Genomic DNA, 26071 nt, shown 5'->3' with positions numbered 1-26071 from the left:
AAACGATTTTTTATAAAAATATTCCATGCTCTTGTTAACCTATCATTCCATAAAAAGGCCTTTAAACCTTTTCAGATTTTTCAAATTCATAGTAAATTTAAAGTGTCAGGCACCGAATGATTTGTCCATTATCAATCCCTGAATGTCCACTTTACAAAATCACCAATCTCCTTAATTGCCCTTCTCGCTTCTGGTATAAAATCACCGCTCATTTGCCAAACATGCCACATCCCATCCCAAACTTTCAACTTCACTGTTACACCGGCATGGCGGGCCGCGGCCGCCAGCATTTCGGCATCGCTTTGCAGGATTTCGTGGCTGCCAACCTGGATGAATAACGGCGGAAGATCTGCTAAATCAGCAAACACCGGTGAAATCAACGGATGATCAAGCGCTGCCTCTCCGGCATACATGCGGGCTGTTTTCCTCACGCCGTCTACGTTCAGATACGGGTCGACACTCTCGTTTTTTTGGTAACTTTGCCCGCTGCTTGTTAAATCCACCCATGGTGAAAGACAGACTAGCGCGGCCGGAAGCGGTTCATTCTGATCCCTTAACACCAAAGCAGTGGCAATGCTCAATCCCCCGCCTGCAGAATCCCCGGCAAAAATAATCTGACTGGAATGAAAACCCTGCTCAAGCAGCCAGCGGTAGGCCCGGACAGCATCTTCAATCGCAGCCGGGAATGGATGTTCAGGAGCAAGCCGGTAATCCGGGATAATCACCATAACCCCCGCCGCTTTTCCAATCCCAGCGGCAAGCGTTCGATGTGTTTGGACAGAGCAATAACCATAGCCGCCGCCATGGAGGTAAAGAATCACCTTGTCATCCGGCGAGTCATTATAGGAAAGCCACTCGGCGTAGATTCCCTCGATTCGAAGCGGCTCAACCAGGCAGTTTTCCGGCATCCTCAACCGTTTAGAAGCGGCATCCAGCTTTTGACGCCTTTCCGCTATCCCCCTTTTTTCCAAACTCTTTCCGCCCACACTCTTAGCCGTAAGTTTAATTACTTTTTCTAAAAAATAACTTTTGAAACTCGGCATGACCCCAATCTCCCTTTCAAGCTTCAATTCCTTTGTTTTCATTATACTGAAAAAACCCTTTTTACAGATAACTTCCAGTCGAAAATTCTGCGTTATTTTCTGATACTTCAAGATTTTTGTAAAAATTCTGTAACAATTTGTCCATTGCGTATTGTACAATTAAGGTAACCGAAAACGTAGACGTGGAGGTTTTTTCGTGAAGCGACTTACCGATCATCTCATTATTATTTCCTTTGATTGTCTATCTGCCTTAGACTTCCCGATTTTAAAAGATTTACCTCATTTTCAAACCCTATTGAAAACCGGGGCATATGTCGAAAAGGTTGAAACGATATATCCATCTGTTACCTATCCTTGTCATGCGACGATTGTCACCGGAAATTATCCGAACCGGCATGGTGTCATTAATAACACCATGCTGCAGCCTGGCAGGCTTTCCCCGGATTGGAATTGGTACCGTGATTGCATTCACGGCACGACTCTTTATGATGAAGCGAAAAAGGCCAATCTGACAACCGCCGCTTTATTATGGCCAGTAACAGCGAAGGCGAAGGGGCTTGACTACAACATGCCGGAGATTTTTGCTAACCGCCCTTGGCAAAATCAAATCCTTGTCTCGCTTATGAACGGCACTCCCGGATATCAATTGGAGCTTAATAACCGCTACGGTCATATCCGCGATGGATTGAACCAGCCGGCGCTGGATGACTTTGTTCTAGAATCAACCGTCCACACAATCAAAACAAAGAAACCGAATTTATTGCTGGTCCACTTTACTGATCTAGATACCCAGCGTCATTATCATGGCTTTTCTGCCGATGAAGCAATTGCCGCAATCCATCGCCACAACGAGCGGCTGGGGAGAATTATGGAAGCCTTAAAGGAGAGCGGCCTCGATGAAAACTCAACAATAGTCGTGTTGGGTGATCATAGTGCCCTCGATGAAAATAAAGCGATTAACCTGAATGTCCTTTTACATAAACACGAGCTCATCACAACCAACTCTAGATCTAAACTCATTCATTGGAAGGCTTATTGTAAAAGTTGCGATGGCTCTGCCTATATTTACTTGAGAGACAAACACGACACCGCGGCATTTAACGAAGTGAAACTTCTAGTAGATTCCTTGCTCCTGGACCCTAATTCGGGAATTGAAAAGGCACTTACCGGTGAACAAGCGGCAGAAAAAGGAGCAGACGGTACTTGTGCCTTTATGCTCGAGGCCAGCAGAGGTTATTACTTTTTAGAAGACTTTGAAGGCGAGTATCTCAAAACGATTTCGCCAGAGGATGTCACCGCCGATAAAAAATACACCTTGGCATGCCATGGATATTCACCTGAGAAAGAAAATTACGGGACGATTTTGATGGCAGCTGGCAGCGGGATTAACCCGGTTACACTGCCCAGCATTCGGCTGATTGACGAAGGACCGACATTTGCAAGGCTTCTTGGTATCAGCCTCGGAAGTACCGACGGCAGAGTGATTGAAGAACTATTAATGAAATAAAACAGCCGTGTGAACCGTTTATAAAAATATGCTTACCGTCGTCCTTTTTTCTGTTTCTACTCGTCTATTTCTTTTACCAAAACATATTCAATCTCTCAAAAACCAAGGGAGACTTCACTGTAATGTGAAGTCTCCCTTATTTTGGAAAATGGTGCCTGACACCAACTTCCAGTCTATTACTTTTTCATTAATTTTTGGATGGTGACTAGGACTTCATCTAAAACTTCGAAATCGCCCTCTTGAATTCGTTCCACCACGCAACTCTTCATATGACCTTCCAGCAAAATCCTTGCAACGCTGTTTAATGCCGATTGAGTGGCGGAAATTTGATTGATTACATCATCACAATACGTATCTTTTTCAATTAACCCTTTAATGCCGCGAATCTGGCCTTCAATCCGGTTAAGTCTTGTAACTAGATTATTTTTCACTTTATCTGAATGATGACTTTTTCGCTGGCTGCCGTCATGGCCGCAGCACGATTCATCCACTATTTCTTCCATATTTTCTTGATCAAACGACATTCAACCGCCCCCTTTTCCGCTTATTATATCATACCCCGGTAGGGTAAATCGATATACTGCTTTATCTTCATTCTAAAAAACTTCTTGTTAACATCTCTTTAGATTTTTCCAAATCTCTGGTTCTTTACACTCGCATTAATTGGTTGAAATCATTTATAATAATTTCATAACTATCTGAAAGGTGTTGGGTCCATTGGCAAACCAATCTGAATCACCAAATATTTCCATTAATTCGACGGTTTCTTTAAAGGCAATCGTGAAAGCCATTTTCAATGATACTATTCATGTACAAATTGGCGGAAAAATCATCACACTTCCAACATCAGAATATTTACTTGAAAAGTCAACTCGCTAATTGATTTCCAAATTCAAAAAAAAGCCCCTCATGAGAACTAAAAATGAGAGGCTTTTTTGCACTTCAAAACCAATAAGGATCTATATTCGTTGCAATAGATTTTCAAAAAATGGCAGATTAAAACCTCCATTATTTAATGACAGGAGTTCTTCTTTTTCTTGTTCAGCTTGTTTAATTTCAGAAACTTCTTTATGAAGCCGTTCCATTTTTCGATCTAACTCCGCTGCGATTACCGCAGCGTCTTTTAATTCAGCTACCATCCTGTCCGGCACTTCTTTATTGTACTTATAATATATTTTATGTTCTAAACTGGCCCAAAAATCCATGGCAATTGTCCGGATTTGCACCTCAACATAGGCTAATTCCTCGCGGTCAGACATGAAGATCGGAATTTCCAAAATCAAATGAAGGCTTTGATAGCCATTAGGCTTCGGGTTTTTAATGTAATCCTTATAATCCACAACACGAACATCCTTCTGACCGGCAATCATTTTACTCAATTCATATATATCCGAGATAAAGGAACAAGTAATCCGAATCCCCGCTATATCCCTTACATTCTCCTTTATCGAAGCTAAAGAAAAATCATAGCCCTTACGATATACCTTCTTAAAAATGCTTTCCGGCGACTTAATCCGCGATTTTACATGTTCTATTGGGTTATAGTCATGAATATAATTAAACTCATCTTTTAGAATATTTATTTTCGTACTCATTTCGTCCAAAGCAAATTTATAGGCCATCATGAACCTTGTCAGTTCCACTTTTAATGCTTTCAATTCTCTCATATCAATCATTTCCTCAATATTCAATCAGCAACGTCCTCTCCATGGTGTTTGCCGGTTATTCTGCAGGACCAGATCCCTTGGACCGTAGTTTCACTAGTACATCCGGCGGAAATACCAAGCGGCACATCACCTTTGCAAGTTCAAGAAAATCTGCTTGTTTTCCGCTTTGCTGACCTTTTTCAGGTCCATTCTCCGCTAATACCATAATCGACCAAGTAACTGTATCTAAATCTAGATCCTTCCAGGTTAACCCGCTATCACTGGCATGCTTTAATCCCGACAGAATTCTGCCATGAATTTTTCTTCTAGCTGCACTTAAAACCTCTGCCAATTCCGGATCTTTAGGCAATAATTCAGGCAGGACACGGCGAAGCCCTACCTCTTGAAGACGATTATTATGGGCCTTCAAAAGTGAAGCTAACAAGGCTTCAGGATCACAGGATACCCAAGTCGGTTCAGGAGGCAAAAGTTTGTCTAATTTATCTTCTAAGAGCGCCATTAAAAGCTGCCGTTTATCTGAAAAATAACGATAAAAGGTCCCCGTAGCTACGCCTGCATGGGCAGCAATTTCCTTCGCCGTCGTTTGTTCGTACCCCTTCGAAAAAAATAACGAATGCCCGCTCTCGAGCAATGCGTTTCTTTTTTGTTGGGCACGTTCCTGTTTCGGGACAAATGGAAAATCGCCAACAAGTAATTCTTCACGGTCTGCCATTTTATCACCTCTGACATTATCATATCATAAATTAAAAAAATGAACCATAGTTCACATTTCAGTTGACAGCCAATACAATTCGTGTGATACTTGAACCAAAGTTCATGTTACTCTCACTTCACTATTGTTCACACCCCTTGAATAATGAACTGAAGGTAACATGAACATTTTTTTCAAAAAAATGATCAGCAATGAAGGAGATCATGATATTTTTGCGAATACATTAATGTGTCGTTATTTTAAATCATTTCATGATAACTATGATTTACAACATTAGAAAGGTGTTGATTACTTTGGCGAAACAATCTGACTCTAAAAAAATTGCTGTAAATTCCACCGTTTCCTTAAAAGGAATTGTGAAAGCCATTTTCAACGATACCGTTCATGTGCAAATCGGCGGAAAAATCATTCCAATCCCTGCTTCTGATTTTCTAATGGAAAAACCAACACAGTCATAGCCTTTTCGTATCCGCAAAAGTCCATCACAATCGTGGTGGGCTTTTTTCTATCTGCTTTATCTTTTTCTTTACCCAACCGAAAGAAAGCGATGTCTCGCAGATGAGATAATCGCTTTTTTCATTATTTTGTTTTCTCGGATGCCCTTTGATAACAGTCACAAGTAACGATATGGTCATTTACCATGCCGGTTGCCTGCATAAATGCGTAACAAATCGTAGAGCCGACAAATTTAAACCCGCGTTTTTTTAAATCCTTGCTTAGTTTGTCACTTATTTCAGTCGTGGCCGGAACCTCTTTCATCTCGTTGAAGTGATTCTGAATCGGTTTCCCGCCGACAAATGACCAGATGTACTTTTGGAATGAGCCAAATTCCTCGACCACCTGCAAATAGGCCCTCGCATTTGTAATCACCGCATTAACTTTCAATTTATTTCTAACAATTCCTTCATTTTGTAAAAGTTCTTCAATTTTTTTATCATCATAATGAATAATTTTTTCAGCTTCAAAATGATCAAAGGCTTGGCGGTAATTGTTGCGTTTCTTTAATATCGTGTACCAGCTCAGTCCTGCCTGAGCCCCTTCGAGGTTTAAATATTCAAATAGTAAGCGATCATCATAGACGGGTACACCCCATTCATTGTCATGGTAATCGATATATAGCGGGTCCTGATTAACCCAGCCGCATCTATTCATTCTTGTCCTGCCTCCCCTTAAAAAAAACCGTCCATGCAGATATTAGGCATTGGACGGTCTCTTTGATTACAATTCACCTTTATTAAAAATATCAGTTAGAACCGGAACAATTTGCTTTTTCCGTGAAACAACGCCCTTTAAAACAGCCGTATTATTAGCTAGTGTTACATTATAAGCTTTTTCAACTGCAGGGGTTTTGCTTCCTAACGCTAACCCAACGGAATCGTTTGTTAAAATATCGGTCACAACAAATAAGAATAAATCTAAGTTCTTGTTCGCGATTTCTTTCGCAATTACTGCCTCTAATTCCGCTTGACGTGCCAGCACATCATTGGTGTCAACGGCATTGACTTGAGCAATTTCCACCTTGCTCCCGCCCATTTCAAACTCTTTCGCATCAAGCGAGATGAGCTGTTCCACTGTCTTATCACTTAAATCAGCGCCGGCCTTTAACATTTCAAGCCCATATGCGTCAGCATCAACTCCGGCAATCGCTGCTAATTCACGCGCTGCTGCTACATCCTCAGCCGTACATGTAGGTGATTTAAACAATAATGAGTCAGAAATTATCGCTGATAACATTAGCCCAGCAATTTCCGGTTTAATCTCTTTGCCGTTTTCTTTATACATTTTATTTAATATGGTCGCCGTGCAGCCAACAGGCTCGCAGCGATAATATAACGGGTCACTTGTTTCAAAATTGGCAATCCGGTGATGGTCAATGACTTCAAGGACGCGCACATCCGTAATATCATTGGCACTTTGCTGGCGTTCATTATGGTCTACTAAAATAACGGAATTAACTTCAGCCGCCACTGCTTCAACCAAGCGCGGAACCTCGGCATTGAATTGTTTCAGTGCATACTCCGTTTCGCCATTAATCTCTCCAAGGCGGACTGGTTCCACGTCCATTCCTAACTGTCTTTTTAAATCTGCATATGCAATTGCAGAACAAATCGTATCGGTGTCGGGATTTTTATGACCGAATATAAGTACTTTTTCCATGTTACTACTCCCAATCGTCTGAAATTATGTAGGACAAACCCTGCCCCACTATAAAATTATATCCGATTTCTCAAACAGATTCAAAATATCTTTTGCATTCTTACATATGGGCTTGACTAATGATTAATTTCTGTCAATTGAATTAACAATCCCATCGCAAGGAAACTATCCTCTATCATCTAATAAATTTTCTGGAAAATGAGATAGAAATTGATTCAATTCATCTTCAGCTAGAGGCTTACTGAATAAAAAGCCTTGTGCTTCATTGCAACTATGCTCGCGAAGAACCCGCAACTGTTCACTTGTCTCTACCCCTTCAGCTATCACGCTAAGACCTAGTTTATCTGCCAAAAGGAGAATCGTAGTGGCAATATTTTCGTCCTCTTCACTTTCGGCAATATCACCTATAAAAGACCGATCTATTTTCAAATTATCAATCGGGAATTTTTTCAAATAGCTAAGCGAACTATATCCAGTTCCAAAGTCATCAATGGAAATATTAACACCTAGATTTTTTAAATCATTTAATATAATTAAGGCCTTTTCCACGTCCATTGTCATGCTTTCCGTAATTTCAATAGTGAGGCGGTTTGGTTCAATATTTGTCTCCTTGATAATTTGCGAAATCATAGACACAAGGTTGGGTTGAAAAAACTGGCGAATAGAAATATTAACCGAAATCGTCGGCAGAAATATTTTACTCTCATGCCATTTTTTCATTTGATAACAAGCTTTTCTTAAGACCATTTCTCCAATAGGAATGATCAAGCCTGTTTCTTCAGCAATTGGGATAAATTTATCAGGAGGTACTAGTCCCTGATGAGGGTGTTCCCACCGAATTAATGCCTCCAGACCGTTAATCTTATTTGTTGAAAGATCGATAATTGGTTGGTAATGAAGAATAAATTCATTCTTTTCAATTGCTTTTCTTAGTTCATGTTCAAGCTTAATGCGCTCAGAGTTATTTTTTTCTAAGTTAGCTTGATAGAATTGAATATTATTTCTGCCTTCTTCTTTCGCATGATACATAGCCATATCAGCTTTTCTTATAAGATCATTTGCGTTTTGCCCATCCTCTGGATATAGACTTATTCCAATACTTGGAGTAAGGAAAACCTCTTGTCCTCCAATAATAATAGGTTCTGAAATCTGGTCTGCTAATCTTTGTGCTATAATGTCTACCTCATGTTTAGTCACATTATCTAATAAAATTGTAAATTCATCGTTGCCCTGCCTAGCAGCTATGTCATTCTTTCTGATACAACTCTGGATTCTTTGGGCAATTATTTTTAATAATTGATCGCCAATTGTATGTCCAAGGTAATCATTAATAAGTTTAAAACGATCTAAATCAAAATAGATGATTCCTAGCATGTTCCCGTGTGTATTTTTATAGAGTTTAATCGCGATATCCACTTTTTCACCAAATAATGTTTTGTTAGCTAACCCTGTTAGTTCATCATGAAAGCTCAAAAAATCGATTCTCTCATTCGCAGCTGTTAATAACAGATTTAAGTTATTTATTTCGTTCATATCTTGTGCCGTACATCCTACACCAACAATTAGATTCTCTAGGTAAAGTGGAAAAACGGATAATGATACTTCCACTTTATTTCCATGCTTATTTTGTATTGTAGTTTTGAAACCTGTTTCATTCCCTTGTAAAACTTTGTCAAAATACCGAGAAACATCTTTTTTACAATCATCAATAAATAATGGTATAAATGACATTAGAATTGCATCTTCTTTTGAATACCCTGTTAACTTAACAGCGGCATCATTAAACAATATAAACTTACCTTCTAAATCTAGTACAAAACAGGCATTTTGATGATAATCAAAAAGTGACTTATAAATTTTGAAATGAGAATTCGCTTCAAATATTGTTTCCACATGCAACACCATTTCTTCCTATTAATTAATAATCAACCCCTTTTATTATCGGAAATAGTAAAAAATTGTTTAATTCCCTCCTGGCATAAGAGCAGCATCGATATTTGAACACGCTAACAGCTCTCCAATCGTTGAGTTTTCTTGATACAAACAAAAACACACCCTTTACTTGTTAGAGTGTGTCAAAATAGTCTTTCTTGTGATTATCAAATAAACGAATCTAATGAAAAACCTTTTGCTTCGAAGGTTCGACGCAGTCGAAGGATCGCTTGCGAATGAATTTGCGAGATTCTTCCCTTCGTTAGATTCAACACCTCAGCAATTTCTACTTGTGTCAATCCTTCATAATATAATAAGGAGATAACTAGTCTTTCTTTCTCAGGCATTTTGTCAATACCTTCTGCAATTAGGTTACGAAATTCGCCCATTTGCAGCTGCTGTTCTTGTGATATGGAATTATTATCACTAATTTGTTCCAATCTGCTTTGCTCTTTCCCTTCGTCTGCATGAGCATTTATCGGCTCATTAAGAGATAAGAGCGTAGATAATGATAACGTCACAATCGCCTGATCCACTTCATCTTGTGACATATTTAAATACTGACTTAATTCCTCTTCGGAAGGTGATCTCAATAAATTTTGCTCTAATTGGCGATAAGCAGTGTTGAGTTTCTTGGCTTTCTCTCTTAACCCACGCGGCACCCAGTCCATCTGGCGAATCCCATCGAGCATTGCGCCCTTTATCCGCCAAAGACCATACGTTTCGAATTGATAACCTTTTTGATAGTCAAATTTTTTAATTGCTTCAATTAAACCGATATAGCCTAAACCTATTAGATCCTCCTTGGGAATCATACGAGACGGGATGCTTACGCTCAAACGATTAGCCATTTTATCTACCAAATACATATATTGTTTTACCAGATTTTCTTGTGATTTTAAATCGTGTTTCTCACGATAGGTCCTCCATAAAAAATCATTTGGTATGATTTCTTTGATAGCTGGTCTCAACGGTTATCCCTCCAGGTTTAGCTTTTTCTGTGTACACAGCTGGTGTTCTTATGTGTCCTCCCCCTTATGTAAGGCTTGAAGAGGAATAGACTGGAAAGATGATTCGCCAATTGGCTCTTCATCAATTTCGTTTTTCTGGTCTACTTGAGGTTTGATTCCCTCATCTAGAGCTTGCTTATGAATGTAATTCCCATTTTTCTTTGAACCAATTTGCAGCAAAGCAAAGCGGAAAATATAGCCCAATACATAGAAAACTAGAAGGCCTATCCCCGCTCTAAACAGGGACGTTTGCCATGTGTTGTTTAAATAAGAAAACAAATAGGTGCAAATGAACGCGATTAATCCCAGGATTGCATTAACTCCCCAATTTCCTGCCATAAGGTCCTCCCTTTAAGACGATTTACCAAACGACAACATTTTTTCGAAAAAACCTCGGATCCCTTTTGTTTTAACTATCGTATTCTCATCCCTATTAGGTAAATAAGCATAGACAATTTGTTTGATACTTCTTGATGCTTCACAATTTGGAAAGGAAATAAAAAATGGCGTTTGTGAGCGTACTGCTTTCCCCACGTGCGTATCCTCCATTAGAAAGCCAAGTGTTTTTAATTTTATCTTAAGAAAACTACTGCAAGCATTTTTCAATGCTCTTGATGTTTCTACAGCCTCTCGATATGAATGGGCACGATTAACAACTAACAAGAAATTTGGAAACTCTTTAGTGAACTGGTGAACAGTTTTCATTACGGCATAGGAATCAGCAATGGAAGTAGGCTCTGGTGTTGTTACCAAAATGGTTTCGTCCGATGCTAAAATAAAATCAACGAGCTCCCTTGAAATACCAGCACCAGTGTCTAGTAAAATATAATCAGCATAGGTTTGAAGTTCTTGAATTTGACTCCAAAAAAAGGTTAACGTCTGTTGATCCAATTTCATCAGATCTTGGATTTCAAAACCACCTGCTATATATTCGATTCCTTTGATTCCTTTTTCTAACACATCCCAAATGTATTTCTTGTGATAAAGGACATCTACCAGACTGTACCTTGGTGTGATTCCCATTAGAATATTAATATTTGCGGTTGATAAATCTAAATCCAAGATGACAACCTTTTTTCCAGCTGCTTGTAAGCCTAAGGCAAAGTTGAGCGTGAAATTGGATTTGCCGACCCCACCCTTTCCACTCGTAATTGTAATCACACGAGAGGCATGAGTTTTTTCCTCCTGAACATTAAAACGCTGCATATATTCTCTAAGACTTTGCGCTTGATCCATATTATTTTTCCTTTCCTAATAAATATCTCGCAAGCAGTGTCGCATCGATTGCTGTAATATCTTCTGGGACACTTTGGCCGTTTGTGAGATAGGCTAATTGAAAAGGATACTTATACGCGACATTAAGGAGCGAACCGTAACTTGTCGTTTCGTCAAATTTTGTAAAAATCAATTTTTGGATGGGACTTTCCCTAAATTCATTCAACAATATTTGCATATCCTCAAACTTGGTGGTCAAGCTTAAAACCAAATAATTATCACTCTCAAGAGGATGATTTAAAAATTCATTAATAGATTCTCGATATTTCACTTCTTTGTAATTGCGTCCAGTGGTATCCATATAGATAAGATCGTAATGCGCAAGTTTGGTAAGAGCCTTCTCTAATTCATCCTTCGTGCGAACCACTTCAAGTGGCACGTTCAAGATACCAGCATATATTTTTAGTTGTTCTACAGCGGCAATCCGGTAAACGTCGGTGGTAATCATCGCTACTCTGCGCTTTTGTTTTAACACTTGTTCAGTGGCTAGTTTGGCGATTGTAGTGGTTTTTCCAACCCCAGTCGGGCCAATAACATTAATCATTCGCGTACTCTCGTTGACAAGGTTTGTTACAGGGACACGTTTTTCAATGATTTCTTTAACAATGGTAATGACTTCAATTTCAATCACTTCTTCAGCCATATCGACCATTGACTCATGCCTTTTTAGTATGCAGCTCACGATATATTCGATAACTTCCTCATCCACGCCCTGTTTTTTCAACCTGTTCACGCACTTAGCTAATCCTGGGGGCAAAGTATTACCTTGTTGTTCATTCATCATGAAGGTCATCATCATTTTTCGCATCGATGTCAGTTCATCGAGAAAAGGGTTTTCCTTTTCCAAAGGTTGGGGCGTTGGTGAAACTGGTTTTTCCGTTCCAGCAGTCGGTTGAGAATAATAATTATAGAGCTCCTGAGGTTTCTTATGAAAGACAGAGTTACTGGTCTCTCCGCTCATTTGATTGTTAACCTCTGATTTCGCTTTAAGTTCTACTGAAAATTTGGGTTCCGCACTAACTCCTTCTTTTTCTATTGAGTAAGCCGTAACTTCAAATTTTTGTTTAGCAAAGAAACCAAATACTCCACCAGTTTTTATCGCTTTGGTGTTCACGATAATGGCATTATCACCCAATTGTTGTCGCACCATTTTTAAAGCAAGGGGCATAGAATCGGCTACGATTTTTTTGGTTTTCATATATTCACCACTCCTATACTTTGGATCTCTATATCGGGCTCAAGCTCGGTATAAGCAAGAACGGGCACGGTCGGCATAATTTTATCTACAAACTGTTTCAAATACATGCGAATGGAAGGTGAAGTCAGGAAGATTGGCTGACCACCCGCTTTTATGACTCGATCAATTTGTTGTTGTAATTCTTCGGTAATCTTTCGAGACATTTGCGGATCCATCGAAAGGTAATGAACCCCTGCTTCCGTTTGCTGAATATAATCGGAAATGCCTTTCTCTAACGTCGCTCCTGCCGTTAACACATGAATGACTCCTTCGTCAGCATATTGCTCCGTGATTTGCCGTGTTAAGGACTGACGTACATATTCTGTTAACACCCGAGGTTCCTTTGTAAAAACCGCGAAATCTGCTAAAGTTTCAAAAATCGTTGCTAAATCACGAATCGAGATCTGTTCACGCAGAAGATTTTGTAATACCTTCTGGATATCTCCGACTGACTGTAAATTCGGAACAATCTCCTCGACTAGATTTGGGTGAGTTTCTTTCAAGTTTTCGATTAATTCCTTTGTTTCCTCTCTTCGTAACAATTGGTATGCATACTTTTTTAATACCTCTGTTAAATGAGTAGCAATCACAGAAGAAGGATCAATGATAATATATCCCATCAGCTCGGCTTTTTGCTTTGCATCAATACTTACCCAAGTGGCGGGCAGCCCAAATGCTGGCTCAGTCACATGGATGCCCTCGATTTCCTCGTTTTCTCCGCCTTGATTCATGGCAAGAAAATGATCAAGGTATACCTCACCAGTCGCAATTTTGCTGCCGCGGAATTTTAATACATATTGATTGGGAGTTAATTGTAAATTATCTCGAATGCGAATGGTTGGAATGATCAAACCTAATTCAATAGCAAACTGTCTCCGAATCATCACAATCCGATCAAGAATATCTCCACCTTGTTTTTGATCTGCCAATGGAATCAAGCCATACCCAATCTCTAATTCCAACGTATCGAGCTGAAGCAAGTTAATCACTTTTTCTGGACTGCTGATGTCTTCTTCTTGCCCTTCCATTTCAACCAAATCATTTTGCTGTTGCTCTTTTTGTACAGCCCTTTGCATAGAAAAGGCACCGAAAATCAATATTCCCGCTACAGGCAACGTCAAGAAAAGGCCTATCGGAGTGAAAATACCGAGAACTACTATTGTCCCGGCAACAATATAAAGCAGCTTCGGATAATTAAACAGCTGTTTCATAATGTCGGCACCCAACGTACCGTCAGAAGCTGCACGGGTAACTGTTATCCCGGTCGCAGTGGAAATAAGCAAGGCCGGGACTTGGCTAACCAACCCATCCCCCACAGATAAGAGCGTAAATGTACTGGCAGATTCAGCAAAGCCCATGCCATGAATGGCCATCCCAATGATGAATCCGCCAACAACATTAATTATTAAGATGATGATTCCTGCAATGGCATCCCCTTTTACAAATTTACTGGCCCCGTCCATGGCCCCGTAAAAATCCGACTCCTGTTCGACTTTTCTGCGGCGCATACGGGCTTCCTGGTCACTGATTAATCCGGCGTTCATATCGGCATCGATACTCATTTGCTTTCCAGGCATCGCATCTAAGGTAAATCGTGCAGCTACTTCCGCTACTCGTTCAGAACCCTTCGTTATGACAATGAATTGGATAACAATTAGAATCAAGAAAACGACAAAACCGACAACAGGACTGCCACCAACAACGAAGGAGCCAAACGTTTCAATTACTTTTCCTCCGTCTGCATTTGAAAGAATCGAACGTGTAGTCGACACATTCAATGCTAAGCGGAAGAGCGTCGCTATTAATAAAGCAGTTGGAAAAATAGAAAAGTCCAAAGGTTCTTTTGTATTCATAGCCACCATCAAGATTAGCAATGACACACTGATATTAATAATTAATAGAAAATCCAATAATAATGTTGGCAGAGGAATGATCATCATTGCGACAATCATTATGACAACAATCAACACGGATACATCTTTTGTTTTCAAGTTATCATCCCCTTATAGCGATTTTCTTGATAGTAAACATAAGCCAATATCTCTCCTACTGCATTAAACATCTCTTCTGGGATCTGCCCGCCTATTTCTACCGCAGCAAATAATGCACGGGCGAGCGGTTTATTTTCTACTGTCATAATTTTATTTTCTTTAGCTATTTCTTTGATTTTTAAAGCGATATGATCTTTACCTTTCGCAATCACTTCGGGCGCATCCATCGTTTCCATATCGTAGCGGATAGCAATGGCAAAGTGCGTTGGATTGGTGATGACAACATCAGCCTTTGGTACCTCTTGCATCATTCGATTCATGGATAACTCTCGTTGTTTGGCTCTTCGCTTCCCTTTAATGAACGGATCGCCTTCCATCTTCTTATATTCATCTTTGATATCCTGTTTCGACATCCGGATTTTTTTTTCATATTCAAACTTTTGATAAAAATAATCAGCTGCCGCCAGAATTATCAAGATGCAGGCTGTTACGATCCCGATTTTAATCGTTAGTGAACCTATGAATCTAGAAGAATCCCAAAGGCTTTTTTGACCGATTGAAAACAGCTCTTCTTTCTGTTCCCAAATCATCATTCCAGCAATACTAGAGGTAAGCACAATTTTCAATATCGACTTAATTAATTCCACAATCGATTTAAGAGAAAAAATCCTTTTGAATCCTTGAAGCGGATTCAGTTTTCCTAAATTCATTTTCAAAGATTCAGGATTGAACATAAATCCAACCTGCAAATAGTTAGCAATTACACCGGCGACTAACACAACGCCAAAAATGGGTGCAACCAATTTAACAACATCCCACAATAAAAGGTTAAATAATAATTGGGTACTCGCAATAGAAAAATCCCAAAGTAAGTACTCCTGATAACTATGACGAAAGATATTAAGACAGCCTGCAATCAAGCTCTTGCCACCAACCATAAAAAAAGCAAAGCAAAGCAGCAATGTCAGGGCAGATGAAACTTCCGGACTCTTGGCAACCTGTCCTTTTTTCCTAGTCTCTCGTCTTTTATGCGGCGTTGCCTTTTCCGTTTTTTCACCAGAAAATAATTGAAGATCTAAACGAAGCAGCATGGTTACGCCCCCATAACTTTCAGTAAAGTATTCATGGATCCAAACATGGTTTCAAAAAGGATTTTTAGCAAGTAAAAGAATCCAGGTAAAATGATCACATACATCCCAAAATGGATCAAAATCTTGACTGGCGGGAAAATAGCAAACACATTCATCTGTGGTACGGTCCTTGCGACAATACCTAAAGCCACATCCACAATAAACAGTGTACCTATCAAAGGGGCTGCCATCAAAAAGCCAATCATAAACATCTGCTGGACACATGCCAACAGAAAGGTGGACAGTCGCCCGTCCATCATGGCAGGAACGAAAGATTGCAGCGATACCCAATCAAAACTAGCTAATATCCCTTGAATAAGGAGATGATGACCATTTGTTGCAAGTAACACCAGGATGGCTAAGATATTTTTGAAACGTCCCGTTATTTGTGAAGTCGTCCCAAAAGTAGGATCAAAAAGACTGGCCATCGAAAAGCCAATTTGAAGATCTAATAATGCCCCTGCCAACTGGACAGCATAAAACAGGATATTAGCAACCATTCCTAACACGATACCAATAATAAACTCTTTAAGAATTAATAGGACCATTGTCCCCAGTGCAAAAGAGTGGATGGGTTCATTAATAATACCGACACATAGTATACTAAGCACCACACTAAACCCAATCTTATAAGTGTTCGGTATTTGACGTCCGGAAAATACCGGGACGGTAACCATAAATGATGTGATTCTTACGAATACAAGTAAAAAATTCAACAAGCTGGAAGTGTCAATAGTCATCACTTACCCCACAAAATTGGAGAGATTTCCTAATAAATTTTGAGTGAAATCAAGGACATGCCGCAACATCCATGCCCCAAAGAAAAGAAGAGCGAGGAAAACCGCAACGATCTTTGGGACAAACGATAACGTTTGTTCTTGGATCTGTGTTGTAGCCTGAAAAATACTTACCAATAACCCGACTAATAAGGCGATACCGACAACCGGAGCGATGACAATCAGGATGGTATAAACAGTCTCTTGGGCAAGTCCGATGATCATTTCAGTCGTCATGGATTACACTTCCTTCTTAAAAACTCGTGAGCAGTGATTGGAAAATTAAATGCCAACCATCAACCAAAATGAATAACAGAATCTTAAATGGCAATGAAATCATCACCGGAGGCAGCATCATCATCCCCATCGACATCAAGATACTCGAAACGATCATATCAATTACCAGAAAAGGGATAAAAATAATAAATCCCATCTGAAAGGCTGTTTTTAATTCACTAATCGCATAGGCCGGAACTAAAGCAGTTAATGGAATGTCCTTCACTGTCTTGGGTTGATCCATCCCGGCATAATTCATAAACAGTGCTAAGTCTTTCTCACGTGTATGTTTTGCCATGAACTCTTTCAATGGCGTACTTCCTGCTTCGTATGCTTCTTGCTGCGTCATCTTTCCAGCCATAAATGGTTGTAATGCCTCATTGTTTATTTGCGAAAATGTTGGGCCCATGATAAAAAAAGTCATAAATAGCGAGAGTCCAATCAATACTTGATTGGGTGGCATTTGCTGAGTACCAAGGGCATTACGAACAAACCCAAGTACAACAATAATTCGCGTAAAACTTGTCATTAAAATAAGGATGGCAGGTGCAATTGAAAGTATCGTAATTAATAGAATAATTCGTAATGTATTTGAGACCTTATCCGGATCATTTGAGCCCAAGTCAATTCCAGGAAGAATTGTTTGGGTGGGATCAGCGGCATAGGCAGTGGAAAAGATCCCGAGTGAAAGCAGAGGAACAAGAATGGCTAATTTTCGTATCATTGATCCTATTCCTCCCCGTTTTCTTTCCTCATATTTTGCATATGCTTTCGAAAAACACTGTTCCACCCTTTTATCGAATCCTTCGTTAACCAGTTGGGACTAATACCTTCTCCCTGGTTTTCATAGCTTTCAAGTAGATTCTGATATTCTTCCCCTTGGGTAATAGAGCGCAGTATCGTAATGTTCTCTCCTACACCAACGATATAAATCGTCTGACCAATAAGAAGAACCTGTAACGATTTATTCGTTCCAAGGACGTGACCACCTAATGGGAGAACAAGACCACTTGTTTGTATTTGTTTGCTTCGTTTTGAAAGAAAGCGCAATAATGCAATCAATAAACCAATAACCAAGATAAAGGAGAGAGTAAATTTGATAAATAAGGGAAAAACAGAAGGTGACTCACTTTCCACGACTTTTGTCGCTGGAGCTGACGGTTTCCCCTCACTTTTTGGAAAAGAGTCAAAGACGGATTTCTCGCCACTAGTAGTTGAACCCGCGGCAAAAATGGTGGGTTGAAAAGAAAATAAATAAAAAAACAAAACAAATAAGAACATGGTGCGTTTCATGATTTTCTCCTTCCTTGGAGTTATTTCTAGTTGTTTAAATTTGCCGCGATCGTAGCTGCCAATTTGTTATCAGATTTCGCTATTTCTGTTAAAATTTGCGAACGACTCGTTGTCTTAATATTTTTCATGAGATTCATAGCTACTTGTGAGTTCGTCGCCATCATTGTTTGAATAATACTAGCCGATTGAGCAGGAGGCATCCCTGCAACGGTTTCAGCTAAGGTTTCCGTTGGATTTTCATGTTTTAGCGCGAGTTCGTGTACCTGTTCTGAAAGCACAGACTGATTGGTTTCATCAAGCCCAGCAATCTCTTTTAACATCATAGTAATTTGAGCGGCTTTCTTAACATCCTTCATGCTGCCAAGGATACTGCCTTGCAATTCCTGATCTAGCTGAGCTATCGTTAACGAAGCTTCTTCTAGCGGCATGGATACAAGCATTGCAGCGGCTTTTGATGCAGGTATACTAGCATAAATTCCTGCTACATGTTTCACTTGATCTTGAACTTCTTTTGTCTGTTTATTTGCTAACTCTTTTTGCAAATCTTCGTTGTTTTTCTTTAAAACCTTTATGTCATTTTGATTAGAACTTAGCTGCTTTTTCAATTCGTCCAGTTCTTGTTCTTTTTGATTCAACAAAGATTCGGTCGTTAAATATTTCTCTTCCCAGTCATTTACATCAACCGTCTTTTCAGGTTCTGTAGAATTAGGAATGATTAGGTTCAAAACAGGTACTTTATTTCCCCAATCTTGAAATGTCTTCCAAACAGGAAAACCAACAAAATTTAACAGGAACAATATTAATAGGACGGTAATTAGTAACGAAATTCCCCAGAATAAAAAACCTCCTAGAATTCCGCGTCGTTTTTCTGCCATTTGTTAATCTCCTCATGTCCTTCTGCTATAGCGTAAGACGGCCATTTCGTCGAGCATTGCCTGCTCACTTCGATCGAGTTGCTTTTGGAAAGCTTCCATCGATTTCGCCTTCCATTGATTCCACATTTTTGTTTCCTGATTTTTATTGATGAGTACTTGGTGTTTTTGTTCTACTTCCTGATGAATTTGCTGTGATCGATCCTCCAACCGTTTCATTCGAAGACTAACATGGTCAATTTCTTGTTGAAACTCTAAAATCTCTTTGACTGTTTTGCAATCTACATCATTGTATTGGTTGAAAACATTCTCCTTGACCACTTCTAGCTCTTCCATCTCTTCTGCTAATTCCAATTGCCGGAGTTTAGTTATCCCATACTCTTGCTTGGCAATTTCCTGTTCTTTTTCTTTGACGTCCAGTACTTTTTGAAAAGAAAAGGTAAATTTCATCGAATCATCGCTCCAAATTGTGAAAGTAGGAAGGACTCTGCCTCCTCAAGTTGTGAAGCTTCATAAATTCCTTGTCGTAAAAAATTATCCATTGTTGGCTTTAGCCGCATCGCTAAATCGATATCCCGATTCGAGCCCTTCTTATATGCACCAATATTGATCAAGTCTTCGGCCTCGTTATAGGAGGCAAGTAATTTCTTGAAGTTCTGTGCTGCGGTTAAATGTCCGTCAGATGTAATTTCGGTCATGACCCGGCTTGCGCTGTTTAAAACATCGATTGAAGGAAAAATCCCTTTCCCTGCAATCGAACGATTAAGGACAATATGGCCATCTAAAATTCCTCTGACTGCATCGGCAATCGGTTCGTTCATGTCATCACCATCAACCAGAACCGTATAAATTGCTGAAATAGAGCCCTTCGGTCCAGTTCCAGCACGTTCCAATAGTTGCGGAAGCATCGCAAACACAGAAGGAGTATACCCCTTAGTCGTCGGTGGTTCGCCAATTGCTAAGCCCACTTCTCGTTGCGCCATCGCGAATCGGGTTACGGAATCCATGACAAGTAATACGTCCTTTCCTTGATCGCGGAAATACTCAGCAATAGACGTAGCTGTCATGGCACCTTTTATCCGAATGAGGGCCGGTTGATCAGATGTCGCTACAATAACGACAGATTTTTTCAACCCTTCTTCCCCTAAGTTTTGTTCAATAAAATCTAGTACCTCACGTCCACGCTCTCCAATAAGTGCGATGACGTTCACTTCAGCTGTCGTATTTCGCGAAATCATGCCAAGAAGTGTACTTTTTCCGACCCCACTCCCGGCAAAGATACCCATTCTTTGACCTTTACCCATAGTTAATAACCCATCAATCGTACGTACCCCAACCCCTAAAGGAGAATGAATCCTTGGTCGACTGAGTGGGTTAGGCGGAATCGCATGCGTTGGTACATCTTCCAAGCCTAATGGCAATGGCTTCCCATCAATGGGTTGACCAAGACCATCGAGAATCCGTCCTAGCAATTGGCTGCCAGCTTTAACACTCATTGGTTTGCCACTTGCAACCACATCACAGCCAGGACCGATTGAGCGGACCTCACCAAGTGGCATAAGCAACACTTTGTTCTCCTTAATCCCTACAACCTCGGCTTGAATGGGGGTTTGTGACTGAGAGGGATAGATCGAACACAATTCACCAATTCTTACGTCAGGGCCCTGAGATTCAATGGTTAGCCCGATGATTTGGGTGATTTTCCCGTTGACTCTGACTGGGTCTATCGTGCGAATGAGATTAATATAATTTTCAGCTGATAGTCCCACTTTCCGGCTCCCTTCTTGCTTCTAGAATGACCTTTTTAATTTCCTCAATTTGCGTATCAATCCGGGCATCGACGCTGCCGTATGCAGTACGAATAATACATCCTTTGAGTGAAACGGAATGGTCCGGGATGATTTTGATTTCTGTTTCTCCATTAACAACAGCAACGAGGTGTACGCGCTGGGATTGAATAAAATCAAAATCATCAGGATGCACACAGACTGTAATCGACTCTTTTTCCTTAAAGCGAAGAATATGTTGTTGAATTAACTCCACAAAATGATCGGGATTAGTTTCTAATTCCCGTTTAACAATTTGGGAAGCAATAACTGTGCTCAACTCGAGTAAAAATGGTTCCGCTTCGGAGATTATCGATGCCTTTTGTTCATAAGCAGCATTCAACAAATGCTGAACTTGCTCTAATTTCTCTTGATATTCTTGTTGAATCTTCTGAATCGCTTCCTGTTTTCCCGTTGCTAATCCTTCTTCAAACCCTTGCTGTTTTGCTTCAAGTGACAATCCCTCTAGCTTCTGCTGGTTGTCTTCCCACCATTGGTTGATTTTATCTGTAGTGGCCGCTTCTATTGAACGGGCGTTTTGCTCAGCCATTTCAATGATTGCTTGGGCTTCAGCTTTAGCTGCTTGGATCAATTGGTTAGCTTTTTGTGTCCCTATACCCTCATCGCCTGCTTGCTGGGTCTCTGTATCAGATATTTCCCCTTGTGCATTAATGGCGAGAAGTGGCTGGGAAATGACCTTCACTTCTTCTATCAAAGAGAGATTAGTAGCCTTAAATACTTTAGAATAGGATGCCATCTGTTCCACCTCGAGCAATGACAATTTCACCAGCATCCTCTAAGCGGCGAATAACGAAAACGATTCTTCCTTGCGCTTCCTCGACATCTTTGACTCTGACTGGTCCGAGAAACTGCATTTCTTCTTCGAACGTTTCGACCATCCTTGCTGACATGTTCTCGAAGATAACCTTTTTGACTTCCGGGCTGGCTGCTTTCAGTGCAAGGAGTAAATCATGATTCTCCACTTCCTGAATAACACGCTGGATGGCACGACGATCGAGATTAATAATATCTTCAAATAGAAACATACGTTTTTTGATTTCTTCCACCAATTCCTCATCTTTCAGCTCAAGATGCTCTAAGATACCTTTTTCTGTACCACGGTCCACACCGTTTAGGATATTGACAATCGATTCGATTCCCCCTACCACACTAAAGTCTTCACGGATGGTAGATGATAACTTTTGCTCCAAAATATTTTCTACTTCCTTAATTACTTCCGGTGAAGTTTGCTCTAACAATGCAATACGTCTAGCGACATCGAATTGAAGTTCGCTAGGTAGTGATGAAAGTATCATTGATGCTTGTTGTGTCTCTAAATGAGCTAAAACGAGCGCAATAGTTTGAGGATGCTCATTTTGTAAGAATTGATAGATTTGCATCGCGTCAACACGGCGGGCAAACTCGAATGGTTTAACCTGGAGCTGCGACGTTAATCGATGAATAATCTGCTTGGCTTTATCTTTACCCAGGGCAGACTCCAACACATCCTGTGCAAAGCTGATTCCCCCCATTGCCAAATAATCTTGGGCAATGCACATTTCATGAAATTCCTTCAATACTTCTTCTTTTTCTTTGGCATCCACTTTATGAATATTGGCAATTGCGAGAGTAAGTTGATCAATTTCCTCCTCCGGCAAATGGTTGAACACTTTAGAGGAAGCATCCTTTCCCATCGAAATGAGTAAAATCGCTGCTTTTTGTTTTCCAGTTAGCCTTAATCCTGTCGCCATGGAAATTACGCCTCCTCTTCATGTAGCAATGTTCTAATCACTTTGGAGAAATCTTCCGGTCTTTGCTCTAGCAATTTCTTCAATTGGCTTTCGACACCCATATCTTGTTCTGCAAAATAGTCCGGTTCTTCGACTGGAGCCTTATAGGCCATTTCTTCTTCTAACTCAAATTGATTTGATTTTCTTCGACTCACTAGCCACCAGATTAAACCGCCAATCAAAAGCATACCTAGTGCTATGCCACCTGCTATATATAGCCAATTTGACGATGATCCATTCGCCGTACTCGTGCTTGTGGCGAATGTATGCGGAAAAATGGTAATCCGTTGGTCAATCTCTTGTTGGGTTAAATCGGGATGTCCTAGAGCCGTGCGAACTGTATTAGCAACAATGTTTTGAATATTATCTTGTGTCGTCTTTGGTAACTTATCAGGATTGGCAGGATCTGCCTCAACACCAACATTAATCGTAATATCTTCTATTTGATACGGACTTTTAATAATCTCGTTATTAATTCGATTAACCTCATAGTTCACCTTGCTATTTGACTCTTCGTAACTACTATCACCATTTGAACTGTCACCAGGATATCCAGGAACATCGGTTTCCCCGGTTCCCACCACGCCGCCAGCACTTGCTCCTGTCCCTGTAGCTGTTTTCGAGTTTTTATCCGAGCTTATCACAATCCCATTATTATTTTGATCTACCGGCTTAACCAACTTTTCTTCTGTTTTCACTTTATCGAAATTCATTTTTAAAAAAGTATGTACATAGACCTTTTTTGATCCAAGAATTGTACCTAATAAGCCTTGAAGATTTTGTTGGATATCTCTTTCCAAATCTTGTTGGATTTTTCGCTGTTCATCATATTTATCAACTGTTTGATCACTGTTATTTGCATCTTGTAGCGCTAATGTCTCACTGTATTGATTCATGATGGTAATATTTTCCACCGGGAGTTTCGGCACACTGCGCGAGACTAACGTGTAAAGAGCCTTATTTTGCTGGGAGTTTAATTGCACCCCTGGCTCAACTTCTACCATTACTGAAGCACTAGCTGATTGATCTTGACCTTGCCTGATGAACACAGAATCTTCAGGTAACGTCAAAATGACTTCAGCGTTTTTGATTCCCTCAACATGTGTAAGTACATTAGCGACTTGGTTTTGCATCGCTTCACGTTCAAGTATGTTATATTGGCGGTCTGTTGCTCCGAATGAGAGATTTTGGCCAAAAATATCGTAATTAATTTTGTTATCCTTTGGGTATCCCTTTGATGCAAGACTAACTACTAAATCGGAAGCATCCTTTTTCGGAACAAGCAGCATTGTTCCATTATTAGAAATCTGATAGTTTGTATGCCCTTGTTTATCCAATTCTGCTTTTATGTCCCCTACTTCCCGCTGTGTCAATTGACCCGTATAAAGCGGGACATATTGCGGACGAGACGCAAAAAAGATAAACATTGATAAGGCAACAATAAGAAATAAAAATGTCCCTATGATGAGCCCTTTTTGTTTCAGGCTTCTTGCTCTCCAGTATTCACTAAAGCGCTCTCCGGTATGTTTGATTTGATCTGTCCATGATCGATTCATTTCTCACCCTGCCTAGCTTTCCATCATTCTTTAAATTTGCATGCGCATCATTTCTTGATATGCTTCGAGAGCTTTATCCCTGACGGTGACTGTCAGTTCCAAAGCTATCTGCGCTTTCTGTGAAGCAATCATTACATCATGAATATTATCAATCTCTCCTGTAGCCACTTTAGTACTTATGTCAGCGGCCTGCTTAACCGTGTTATCCACATTCTCCAAATATCCTTGGAGGACACCAGCAAATGAAGATTTAGTTTTATCTACTTCTACGTTTTGGAATGGATTTTGATTAATTTTGATTAATTCACTGCCTACATTTGAAATATTCATTTATATGCCCCTCCTAACGGCCCAGATCTAAAGCTTTTAACATCATGGATTTTCCGGTATTAAACGCCGTAACATTCGCTTCATAGGCTCTTGATGCAGCAAGTAAGTCGACCATTTCCTTTGACAGGTCAACATTTGGTAATTTTACATATCCTTCAATATCTGCATCTGGGTTAGTAGGGTCATAGATTGTCTTGAATGGTGTTTTATCGTCCACAATACCCGTTACCCTTACCCCTTGCAGGTTGGTGTCGGACCCGGTTTGTTTTTTTATTTCACCCTGTAAAACCTGATTAAAGGCTCTCTCCCTAGGTTCCATCACGACCATTTTTCGGCGATATGGTTCCCAATTTCCATTCACCAATTTTCCGCGGGTAGTTGAGGCGTTAGCAATATTAGACGAGGTTACATCCATCCGTAATTTTTGGGCAGATAAGGCAGATGCACTTATATTTAAGGAATCAAACATCGCTGTTAACTCCTTCCTTTAATTGCTATTGATAATTGATGGAATTCACTAGTAAGTTGCTGTGTTAACGTATAATACCATAATGAATTTTTCCCCATCCGAGACATTTCTTCATCGATATCAACGTTGTTCCCATTGCTTTGCATGATACTATTCGTATTCTCGACCGTTTTTGCAGATGGAATATTAGTGGTATTCCCAATCGCAAAATGGCGGGAGTCAGTAGGATTGCCTACAAAATTGGATTGATTGTTTAGTTGCTGCTTTAAAATATCCTCAAACACTACCTTTTTTGTTTTATAGCCAGGAGTTTCCGCATTGGCTATATTATTAGAAATTACCTGTTGTCGTAAACTGGAAGCATCTAATGCTGATTGAAGGATGCCAATATTATTCAAGCCGATAACTCTCCTTTTATCTAATGTGTATTTATTTGATTATTTTTGATAAATGTCAAAATTGACGAACATACTTAATCAATATACTATAAAGAAGGCCTGCAAATCTACCATTTTTTTATGGCTGATTTCCATTCACAGCTTGTTACACACTAAGCCGTTCAAAAAACTTGGACACCCCAGATACCCATTGGTTGTTTAGACCGGACGGATCATTATCCGCACCAATAGGAGCATACTTCGCACCAATCCTGGAAATACTGGATAAACCTTCTCCTAAATAATTCTTACTTAGATTCCGAGCCATATCCATAATGCTATCTTCAATGGAGGAGTACGATTTCAAGCCATTAATGCCCATCATTCCAGCAATATTATTTTTTTCATTGGCGGCACGAGATTTCCCATTCCCTGTTTCATGCTGAGCAATAGCTGTTAACAAAGCCGGATTGATATTAAACCTTTTTCCAGCGCGAACGAAAACCTCGCCCATTCCTTTTAATTTCCCGCCCAATACTTGATTTAATTTTTCAGCGTTTAATGACTGAAATCGTAACGGTTCATTCGTGTTTAAAGGCAAGTTTTGATCACTCATATTATTGTTTATTTCATTAATAATATTGGGAACAAAGGAATTGACTTGTGGTTGTATTGTCGATTGTAATTCCTGTTGCATTAAAAGTTGGTTTAAGACCATTGTAAATAGATTCTCACCTTTAGAAGTGGTTCCCTCCGTAGGTTTCCGTAATTGTTGAGTCCTGGATAATGTATTAACTAACATTGTTTTCGTAAACCAATCATCACCATTAATCAATGGATAGCAC

General features: G+C 39.9%; 30 protein-coding genes. 3 read left to right on the top strand and 27 right to left on the bottom strand.

Annotation, left to right across the window (positions count from 1 at the left end; genetic code table 11):
- Positions 1-131: 131 nt before the first annotated feature.
- Positions 132-1043 (bottom strand): alpha/beta hydrolase, encoded by a 912-nt coding sequence (locus tag AA980_RS04625; RefSeq protein WP_034723758.1) that lies wholly within the window; start codon positions 1041-1043, stop codon positions 132-134.
- Between the two features lie 196 nt (positions 1044-1239).
- Between AA980_RS04625 and AA980_RS04620 the strand changes: the two genes are divergently transcribed.
- A complete protein-coding gene (locus AA980_RS04620; protein ID WP_024027794.1) occupies positions 1240-2550 on the top strand; it encodes an alkaline phosphatase family protein in 1311 nt (436 codons plus the stop codon).
- 176 nt (positions 2551-2726) lie between these two features.
- Here the strand turns inward: AA980_RS04620 and AA980_RS04615 are convergent, their stop codons facing one another.
- A complete protein-coding gene (locus tag AA980_RS04615; RefSeq protein ID WP_024027795.1) occupies positions 2727-3074 on the bottom strand; it encodes a metal-sensitive transcriptional regulator in 348 nt (115 codons plus the stop codon).
- A 193-nt stretch (positions 3075-3267) separates the two neighbouring features.
- Here AA980_RS04615 and AA980_RS27455 point away from each other — a divergent pair, with 193 nt between their 5' ends.
- On the top strand, positions 3268-3429 hold the full coding sequence (locus AA980_RS27455) for a hypothetical protein (protein ID WP_162837338.1): 162 nt from the start codon (positions 3268-3270) through the stop codon (positions 3427-3429).
- Between the two features lie 80 nt (positions 3430-3509).
- Here the strand turns inward: AA980_RS27455 and AA980_RS04610 are convergent, their stop codons facing one another.
- On the bottom strand, positions 3510-4241 hold the full coding sequence (locus tag AA980_RS04610) for a GTP pyrophosphokinase (protein ID WP_024027796.1): 732 nt from the start codon (positions 4239-4241) through the stop codon (positions 3510-3512).
- Positions 4242-4272: 31 nt separating this feature from the next.
- On the bottom strand, positions 4273-4929 hold the full coding sequence (locus AA980_RS04605) for a TetR/AcrR family transcriptional regulator (protein WP_024027797.1): 657 nt from the start codon (positions 4927-4929) through the stop codon (positions 4273-4275).
- 293 nt (positions 4930-5222) lie between these two features.
- Here AA980_RS04605 and AA980_RS26110 point away from each other — a divergent pair, with 293 nt between their 5' ends.
- The gene (locus AA980_RS26110) at positions 5223-5387 is read left to right on the top strand and encodes a hypothetical protein (protein WP_162837337.1); all 165 of its coding nucleotides are present in this window, start codon (positions 5223-5225) and stop codon (positions 5385-5387) included.
- Positions 5388-5508: 121 nt separating this feature from the next.
- Here the strand turns inward: AA980_RS26110 and AA980_RS04600 are convergent, their stop codons facing one another.
- The 23 genes from AA980_RS04600 to AA980_RS04490 form a co-directional block, all read right to left on the bottom strand.
- On the bottom strand, positions 5509-6081 hold the full coding sequence (locus tag AA980_RS04600) for a DNA-3-methyladenine glycosylase I (protein WP_024027798.1): 573 nt from the start codon (positions 6079-6081) through the stop codon (positions 5509-5511).
- Between the two features lie 66 nt (positions 6082-6147).
- A complete protein-coding gene (locus AA980_RS04595; protein ID WP_024027799.1) occupies positions 6148-7086 on the bottom strand; it encodes a manganese-dependent inorganic pyrophosphatase in 939 nt (312 codons plus the stop codon).
- A 165-nt stretch (positions 7087-7251) separates the two neighbouring features.
- Positions 7252-8979: a sensor domain-containing protein gene (locus tag AA980_RS04590; RefSeq protein ID WP_235815129.1), complete on the bottom strand. Its 1728-nt coding sequence runs from the start codon at positions 8977-8979 to the stop codon at positions 7252-7254.
- 206 nt (positions 8980-9185) lie between these two features.
- Positions 9186-9989, bottom strand: coding sequence for a sigma-70 family RNA polymerase sigma factor (locus tag AA980_RS04585; protein WP_024027801.1), 804 nt, complete (start codon positions 9987-9989; stop codon positions 9186-9188).
- 48 nt (positions 9990-10037) lie between these two features.
- On the bottom strand, positions 10038-10367 hold the full coding sequence (locus AA980_RS04580) for a hypothetical protein (protein WP_024027802.1): 330 nt from the start codon (positions 10365-10367) through the stop codon (positions 10038-10040).
- A gap of 12 nt (positions 10368-10379) precedes the next feature.
- A complete protein-coding gene (locus tag AA980_RS04575) occupies positions 10380-11264 on the bottom strand; it encodes a MinD/ParA family protein (protein ID WP_024027803.1) in 885 nt (294 codons plus the stop codon).
- Between the two features lies 1 nt (position 11265).
- The gene (gene flhF / locus AA980_RS04570; RefSeq protein WP_024027804.1) at positions 11266-12501 is read right to left on the bottom strand and encodes a flagellar biosynthesis protein FlhF; all 1236 of its coding nucleotides are present in this window, start codon (positions 12499-12501) and stop codon (positions 11266-11268) included.
- Positions 12498-14531, bottom strand: coding sequence for a flagellar biosynthesis protein FlhA (gene flhA, locus AA980_RS04565; protein WP_024027805.1), 2034 nt, complete (start codon positions 14529-14531; stop codon positions 12498-12500). The genes flhF and flhA overlap by 4 nt, the downstream gene beginning before the upstream one ends.
- On the bottom strand, positions 14528-15622 hold the full coding sequence (gene flhB / locus AA980_RS04560) for a flagellar biosynthesis protein FlhB (protein WP_024027806.1): 1095 nt from the start codon (positions 15620-15622) through the stop codon (positions 14528-14530). The genes flhA and flhB overlap by 4 nt, the downstream gene beginning before the upstream one ends.
- A 2-nt stretch (positions 15623-15624) precedes the next feature.
- Complete coding sequence (gene fliR, locus AA980_RS04555; RefSeq protein ID WP_024027807.1) at positions 15625-16401, bottom strand: flagellar biosynthetic protein FliR; 777 nt, start codon at positions 16399-16401, stop codon at positions 15625-15627.
- A gap of 3 nt (positions 16402-16404) precedes the next feature.
- Positions 16405-16674 (bottom strand): flagellar biosynthesis protein FliQ, encoded by a 270-nt coding sequence (gene fliQ, locus AA980_RS04550; protein WP_024027808.1) that lies wholly within the window; start codon positions 16672-16674, stop codon positions 16405-16407.
- Between the two features lie 16 nt (positions 16675-16690).
- Positions 16691-17437, bottom strand: a complete 747-nt coding sequence (fliP, locus tag AA980_RS04545; protein ID WP_024027809.1) for a flagellar type III secretion system pore protein FliP — start codon at positions 17435-17437, stop codon at positions 16691-16693.
- 5 nt (positions 17438-17442) lie between these two features.
- Positions 17443-18006 (bottom strand): flagellar biosynthetic protein FliO, encoded by a 564-nt coding sequence (locus AA980_RS25650; RefSeq protein ID WP_024027810.1) that lies wholly within the window; start codon positions 18004-18006, stop codon positions 17443-17445.
- A gap of 26 nt (positions 18007-18032) precedes the next feature.
- Positions 18033-18881, bottom strand: coding sequence for a MotE family protein (locus tag AA980_RS04535; RefSeq protein ID WP_024027811.1), 849 nt, complete (start codon positions 18879-18881; stop codon positions 18033-18035).
- A gap of 12 nt (positions 18882-18893) precedes the next feature.
- Positions 18894-19328: a flagellar export protein FliJ gene (locus AA980_RS04530; RefSeq protein ID WP_024027812.1), complete on the bottom strand. Its 435-nt coding sequence runs from the start codon at positions 19326-19328 to the stop codon at positions 18894-18896.
- Entirely contained in the window at positions 19325-20647 is a 1323-nt protein-coding gene (fliI, locus tag AA980_RS04525) for a flagellar protein export ATPase FliI (protein ID WP_024027813.1), read from the bottom strand. Before fliI ends, AA980_RS04530 begins: the two co-directional genes overlap by 4 nt.
- A complete protein-coding gene (locus tag AA980_RS04520; RefSeq protein ID WP_024027814.1) occupies positions 20631-21461 on the bottom strand; it encodes a FliH/SctL family protein in 831 nt (276 codons plus the stop codon). The genes fliI and AA980_RS04520 overlap by 17 nt, the downstream gene beginning before the upstream one ends.
- Complete coding sequence (gene fliG / locus AA980_RS04515) at positions 21445-22455, bottom strand: flagellar motor switch protein FliG (protein WP_024027815.1); 1011 nt, start codon at positions 22453-22455, stop codon at positions 21445-21447. The genes AA980_RS04520 and fliG overlap by 17 nt, the downstream gene beginning before the upstream one ends.
- 5 nt (positions 22456-22460) lie before the next feature.
- Positions 22461-24050 (bottom strand): flagellar basal-body MS-ring/collar protein FliF, encoded by a 1590-nt coding sequence (fliF, locus tag AA980_RS04510; protein ID WP_024027816.1) that lies wholly within the window; start codon positions 24048-24050, stop codon positions 22461-22463.
- 30 nt (positions 24051-24080) lie between these two features.
- Positions 24081-24380 (bottom strand): flagellar hook-basal body complex protein FliE, encoded by a 300-nt coding sequence (fliE, locus tag AA980_RS04505; RefSeq protein ID WP_024027817.1) that lies wholly within the window; start codon positions 24378-24380, stop codon positions 24081-24083.
- 13 nt (positions 24381-24393) lie between these two features.
- Complete coding sequence (gene flgC / locus AA980_RS04500) at positions 24394-24849, bottom strand: flagellar basal body rod protein FlgC (protein ID WP_024027818.1); 456 nt, start codon at positions 24847-24849, stop codon at positions 24394-24396.
- A 5-nt stretch (positions 24850-24854) separates the two neighbouring features.
- Positions 24855-25247 carry a flagellar basal body rod protein FlgB gene (flgB, locus tag AA980_RS04495; RefSeq protein WP_024027819.1) on the bottom strand — a complete coding sequence of 131 codons (393 nt, stop codon included), beginning with the start codon at positions 25245-25247 and terminating at the stop codon, positions 24855-24857.
- A 145-nt stretch (positions 25248-25392) separates the two neighbouring features.
- Positions 25393-26061, bottom strand: coding sequence for a glucosaminidase domain-containing protein (locus AA980_RS04490; protein ID WP_024027820.1), 669 nt, complete (start codon positions 26059-26061; stop codon positions 25393-25395).
- Between the last annotated feature and the right edge of the window lie 10 nt (positions 26062-26071).

The organism is Neobacillus vireti (genome assembly GCF_001026695.1).
Taxonomy (GTDB): domain Bacteria; phylum Bacillota; class Bacilli; order Bacillales; family Cytobacillaceae; genus Neobacillus; species Neobacillus vireti.
The sequence above is the reverse complement of the archived record's forward strand: the minus strand, read 5'-3'. Positions and strand labels throughout refer to the sequence as shown.